This is a genomic window from uncultured Oscillibacter sp., from assembly GCF_900546705.1.
GTDB lineage: Bacteria > Bacillota > Clostridia > Oscillospirales > Oscillospiraceae > Oscillibacter.
Genome location: NZ_URDP01000066.1, coordinates 1 through 5,647, shown reverse-complemented (window position 1 = coordinate 5,647; position 5,647 = coordinate 1). Strand labels below are relative to the sequence as shown.

5 protein-coding genes are annotated in these 5,647 nt (G+C 63.3%); all 5 read left to right on the top strand.

Translation table 11 applies throughout. The features are described 5' to 3' along the window. Nucleotides 1–1,191 (top strand): dephospho-CoA kinase (coaE, locus tag QZS13_RS09780; RefSeq protein ID WP_295588454.1); only part of this gene is annotated, 1,191 nt, incomplete at its 5' end. Beyond that, nucleotides 1,178–2,593, top strand: a complete 1,416-nt coding sequence (locus tag QZS13_RS09775; RefSeq protein WP_295588453.1) for an aminopeptidase — start codon at nucleotides 1,178–1,180, stop codon at nucleotides 2,591–2,593. The genes coaE and QZS13_RS09775, both read left to right, overlap by 14 nt. Nucleotides 2,594–2,781: 188 nt before the next feature. Then, nucleotides 2,782–3,222 (top strand): ACT domain-containing protein, encoded by a 441-nt coding sequence (locus QZS13_RS09770; protein ID WP_295588452.1) that lies wholly within the window; start codon nucleotides 2,782–2,784, stop codon nucleotides 3,220–3,222. A gap of 21 nt (nucleotides 3,223–3,243) precedes the next feature. Continuing rightward, complete coding sequence (locus QZS13_RS09765) at nucleotides 3,244–4,437, top strand: homoserine dehydrogenase (protein ID WP_295588451.1); 1,194 nt, start codon at nucleotides 3,244–3,246, stop codon at nucleotides 4,435–4,437. 74 nt (nucleotides 4,438–4,511) lie between these two features. Then, nucleotides 4,512–5,647: aspartate kinase (locus QZS13_RS09760; protein WP_295588449.1), on the top strand; the 1,136-nt coding region annotated here is incomplete at its 3' end.

Sequence of the window (5,647 nt, the reverse complement as noted above, 5' to 3'; positions counted from 1 at the left end):
GCCCAGGACGTGCTGGAGGACATGGACGGCAAGATCGAGGGCGTGGTGGACGGCGGTCCCTGCGCGGTGGGCGTGGAGTCCACCATCCTGGATTTGACCTGCACGCCGCCCCGGCTGCTGCGACCCGGCGGACTGCCCCTGGAGGACCTGGAGCGGCTCATCGGCCACATCGATGTGGACAAGGCGGTGACCCGGGCTCTGGGGGAGGGCGAAAAGCCCAAGGCCCCGGGCATGAAGTACCGCCACTACGCCCCCAAGGCCCCGGTGACGGTGGTCACGGGCGCGCCGGACAAGTCCGCCCGGGAGATTCTGCGCCTGGTCAAGCCGGGAGACGGCGTCATCTGCTTTGACGAGTACGCCCACCTCTTCGCAGAGCAGGAGGTGCACACCCTGGGACCCAGCGGCGACAAGCTGGCCCACTCCCAGCGGGTGTTTGACGCCCTGCGTACCTTTGATAACAGCGGCGTCCAGGAGATCTACGCCCAGTGCCCGGACAACCGGGGACTGGGCCTGGCGGTGGGCAACCGGCTGAAAAAGGCCGCCGGCTTCCACGTGATCGAGGCGGACAGCACCAAGGTGGTGCTGGGCCTGACCGGCGGCACCGGCGCGGGCAAGACCAGCGCCCTGCGGGCCATCGAGTCTCTGGGCGGCGTGGTCATCGACTGTGATGCCCTCTACCACGACATGCTGGAGCACAACGAGGACATGCGCAACGCCATCCATACCACATTCCCCGGAGTGTTCAGCATCGACGGCAGTCTGGACCGCCAGCGGCTGGGCAAGGAGGTCTTTGAGGACAAGGACCGCATGGAGCAGCTCAACGCCATTGTCTACCGGTTCCTGCGGCCGGAGATCAGCCGGCGGCTGTCCCAGAGCGACGCGGGAATCTACGCCATCGACGCCATCAATCTGCTGGAGAGCGGCGCCGGGGAGCTGTGCGACCGGACAGTGGCCGTCACCTCTCCCCTGGAGCTGCGGGTGCGGCGCATCATGGCCCGGGACGGCATCTCTGAGCAGTATGCCCGGCTGCGGATCTCGGCCCAGAAGCCCGACGAGTACTACCGCAGCAAGTGCGACTGCGAGCTCAACAACGGCGCGGATACGGCGGAGGCCTTCCAGCAGGAGGCCCGGGAATTTTTTGAACGGCTTATCGAAGACGTGAAGGAGGAAAAGGCACATGGAAAAGCCTGATGTCAAGGAACTGAAAAAGCAGCTGCTCTCCGACCGGAAAAACGGCTACGACCGGCTGGATGAGGCGGCGCTGACCCATATGGAGGCCTATTGCCGGGATTATATGGCATTTTTGGATGCCGGAAAGACCGAGCGGCTGTGCGCGGCGGAGACGGTGCGCCTGGCGGAGGAGAAGGGCTATCGTCCCTTTGCGCCGGGCATGGAGGTAAAGCCCGGGGACAAGGTGTATGTATGCAACCGGGGCAAGGCGGTCATGCTGGCCCACATCGGCCGGGAAAGCCTGGACCGGGGCGTCCAGATCGCCGCGGCCCATATTGACTCTCCCCGTCTGGACCTCAAGCCCAATCCCCTTTATGAGGACACGGAAGTGGCCTATCTCAAGACCCATTACTACGGCGGGCTGCGCAAGTATCAGTGGGTGACCATTCCCCTGGAACTGCGGGGCGTGGTGGCACGGAAGGACGGCACCCGGGTGGAGGTGAACCTGGGCGCGGACCCCGGTGACCCCAGGCTGGTCATCACGGATTTGCTGCCCCACCTGGGCATGGAGCAGGGAAAGAAGCCCCTGAGCGAGGCGGTTCCCGGTGAGACGCTGAACCTGGTAATCGGCAGCCGTCCCCTGGGAGACGAGGAGGACACCAATCGGGTGAAGCTGGCGGTCATGAAGCTGCTTTATGAGAAGTACGGCTTTACGGAGGACGACTTCACCTCCGCCGAGCTGGAGGCGGTCCCCGCGGTGAACGCCTGTGACATCGGTCTGGACCGCTCGCTGATCGGCGCCTACGGCCACGACGACCGGGTGTGCGGCTACGCGGCACTGCGGGCGCTGCTGGACCTGGAGGAGACGCCGGAGCGCACTGCTGTGTGCATGCTGGCGGACAAGGAGGAGATCGGCTCCGACGGCGTGACGGGCATGCAGTCCGCTGCATTCGATACGTTCATGGAGGATCTGTGCGCCGCCCAGGGCGTGGCGCTGCGGCATTGCTATGCAAACTCCTTCTGCCTCAGCGCCGACGTGACGGCGGCTTACGACCCCGATTACGGCGAGGTGTACGAAAAGCGCAACGCCGCCTATGTCAACTACGGCGTGGGCCTTTGCAAGTACACCGGTGCCCGGGGCAAGTCCGGCGCCTCCGACGCGGACGCTGAGACTGTGGCCTATGTCCGCGGCCTTCTGGACCGCTGCGGCGTGGTCTGGCAGATCGCGGAGCTGGGCAAGGTGGACGCCGGCGGCGGCGGCACCGTGGCGGCCTATATGGCCAACCGCAACATCACCACGCTGGACGCGGGCGTGCCGGTGCTGAGCATGCACGCACCCTTTGAGACGGTGGCCAAGCTGGATTGCTACGAGACGTATCGGGCCATGAAGGCGGTCTACCAGGCGGAAAAAGGCGTACAATGAGGACAGAGGGCGCCCGGCCGGCAGGTCGGGCGCCCTCTGTTGGGCAAATTGCCCACAGGGAGCGGACGAAGCTCCTTGGTGTTTTCTGGATTATCCAAAAAAATTTTCGCTCTTTTCGTTGCAAGGGCGGTTTTTTTTTGCTAAGATGGACAACGTAGATGGACAAATGACCGTAGGAGGAAAACAAAATGGCCAGAGAGATTAAATACTACATCGTGACGGCGGACGCGCTGCCGGAAATTTTTATCAAAGTGGCGGAGGCCAAGCGCATGATGCAGACCGGAGAGGTGGACACCGTGGGTGCGGCCACCCGCCTGGCGGGGATCAGCCGCAGCGCATTTTACAAGTACAAGGACTCCGTACAGCCCTTCAACGACATGAAGTCCGAGCACATCATCACCTTTTACGCCATGCTCAAGGACAACGCGGGCATTTTGTCCCGGGTGCTGACGGTATTCGCATCCTCCGGCGCCAACATCCTCACCATCAACCAGAGCATCCCCACCAACGGCTGCGCGGCGGTGACCATCTCCGCGGAGACCTCGGAGATGGAGGAGTCTTTGGAGCAGCTGATGAGTGATGTGTCCAGCCTGGACGATGTCATCAAATTTGAAATTCTGGCTGGCTGAGCAGGAAAGGACAGTAGAGAGATGATTCAAATCGCAATTATGGGCCTTGGCACCGTGGGGACGGGCGTTGCCAAGGTAGTGGCGGAAAACGCCCGGCAGATCGAGCACAAACTGGGGGAGCCGCTGCAGGTCAAAACCGTCCTGGTACGACACTTCAAGGACGGCCCCTACCGCCAGCTGATGACGGACGACTTCGGCCGCATTGAGCACGATCCGGACATCCGGGTGGTGGTGGAAACCATCGGCGGCGTGGAGGCCGCCTATGAATACACCCGCCGGGCTCTGGAGGCAGGCAAGCATGTGGTTACCGCCAACAAGCAGCTGGTGGCCGAGCGGGGCTGCGAGCTTTTGGCGCTGGCCCGCCGCCGCGGCGTAAGCTACCTCTTTGAGGCCAGCGTGGGCGGCGGCATCCCCATTTTGCATCCGCTGACCCAGTGCATGGCCGCCAACCGGATCGACGAGGTGTACGGCATTCTCAACGGCACCACCAATTACATTCTCACCCGCATGGTGTGCACCGGCGCTTCCTTTGCCGACGCGCTGCGGGAGGCCCAGGAAAAGGGCTACGCCGAGGCCGATCCCACGGCGGACGTGGAGGGCATCGACGCCGGGCGCAAGACCTGCATCCTGGCGGACCTGGCCTTCGGCCGCCAGACCGACCCCGCCGCCGTGCCCATGGAAGGCATCAGCGGTCTGGATCTGCGGGACGTGAAGACGGCGGCACGGGCGGGCTACCGGGTCAAACTGCTGGGCCGGGCCGTGCGGCTGGACGGCGGGCGGCGCAGTGCCTATGTTGCGCCTCACCTGATCCGGGAGGATACGCCTCTTGCCAACGTAGAGGACGTGTTCAACGCGGTGGTGGTGCGTGGCAACGCCACCGGTGAGGTCATGTTTTACGGCAAGGGCGCCGGCGCGCTGCCCACGGCCTCCGCCTGTGTGGCGGATGTGATGGAGGCGCTGCAGTCCAGTCCCCGCCGGGAGGAGATCGGCTGGAACGCCGATACCGCCGGCTTTGCGGACCCCGAGAACCTGGACAGCCGCTGGTATTTCCGCGTGGAAGATGGACTTGCGCCGGTGGCAGCGGCCTTTGGAGAGGTGGAAGTGCTCTCCGAGGAGGACGGTACCGTATTTCTGACGGAGAAGATCTCCGGGCGCGAGGCGGCCCGGAACTCTGCCGGACTGAAAGTGACCGCCCGCATGCGTGTGCTGGACTGAGGTACGCTCCGGCGGCTGCCGGCATACCATGAACAGGGGGACGCAAACCAATCTGAGGCAAAGAAGGAAACACTATGAGTTTGATTGTACAAAAATTCGGCGGCAGCTCCGTCCGGGATGCCCAGCGCATCCGCAACGTGGCCGGTATCATCGCGGAGACCTACCTGGAGGGCAATGACGTGATCGTGGTGCTCTCTGCTCAGGGCGATACCACCGACGACCTGATTGCCAAGGCGGAGGAGATCAACCCCCACGCCTCCAAGCGGGAGATGGATATGCTGCTGTCCACCGGCGAACAGATCTCTGTGGCGCTGTGTGCCATGGCCCTGGAGGCCATGGGGCTGCCGTGCGTATCGCTGACGGCCTGGCAGGTGGGCATCCAGTCCACCGGCGTCCACGCTGACGCCCGCATCAAGCGGATTGACTCCGAGCGGATTCAGTCGGAGCTGGACCAGCACCGGATCGTTCTGGTTACCGGCTTCCAGGGCGTGGACCGGCAGGGCGACGTGACGACTCTGGGACGAGGCGGCTCTGATACCAGCGCCGTGGCGCTGGCGGCGGCGTTTCATGCAAAGCTCTGCCAGATCTATACGGACGTGGACGGCGTCTACACCACCGATCCGCGCATCGTGCCCAATGCCCGCAAGCTGGACGAGATCACCTATGACGAAATGCTGGAGCTGGCCAGCCAGGGCGCCCAGGTGCTGCACAACCGCAGCGTGGAGCTGGCAAAGAAGTTCCGGGTGAATCTGGAGGTGCTCTCCAGCCTGGAGCGCAAGCCCGGTACGAAAGTCAAGGAGGTTACAAAAGTGGAGAAAACCAATATTGCCGGCGTGGCAAAGGACGTGAGCATCGCCCGCATCGCTCTGGTGGGGCTGCAGCATAATCCCGGCGTGGCATTCCAGGTGTTTGACCTGCTCAGCCGCAACAACATCAACGTGGATCTGATTTTGCAGTCCATCGGCCGGGAAGATACCAAGGATATTGCATTTACCGTACACAAAAAAGATCTGGAAGAGGCGGAGCGGCTGCTCAATGAGCACAAGGAGACGCTTCGGTTCGACCACCTGGAGCCCGACGAGGCCATCGGCAAGGTATCCATCGTGGGCGCGGGCCTCATGAGCAACTGCGGTGTGGCTGCCAAGATGTTCGAGGCCCTCTATGAGGCGGGCATCAACATCCAGATGATCAATACCTCTGAGATCCGGGT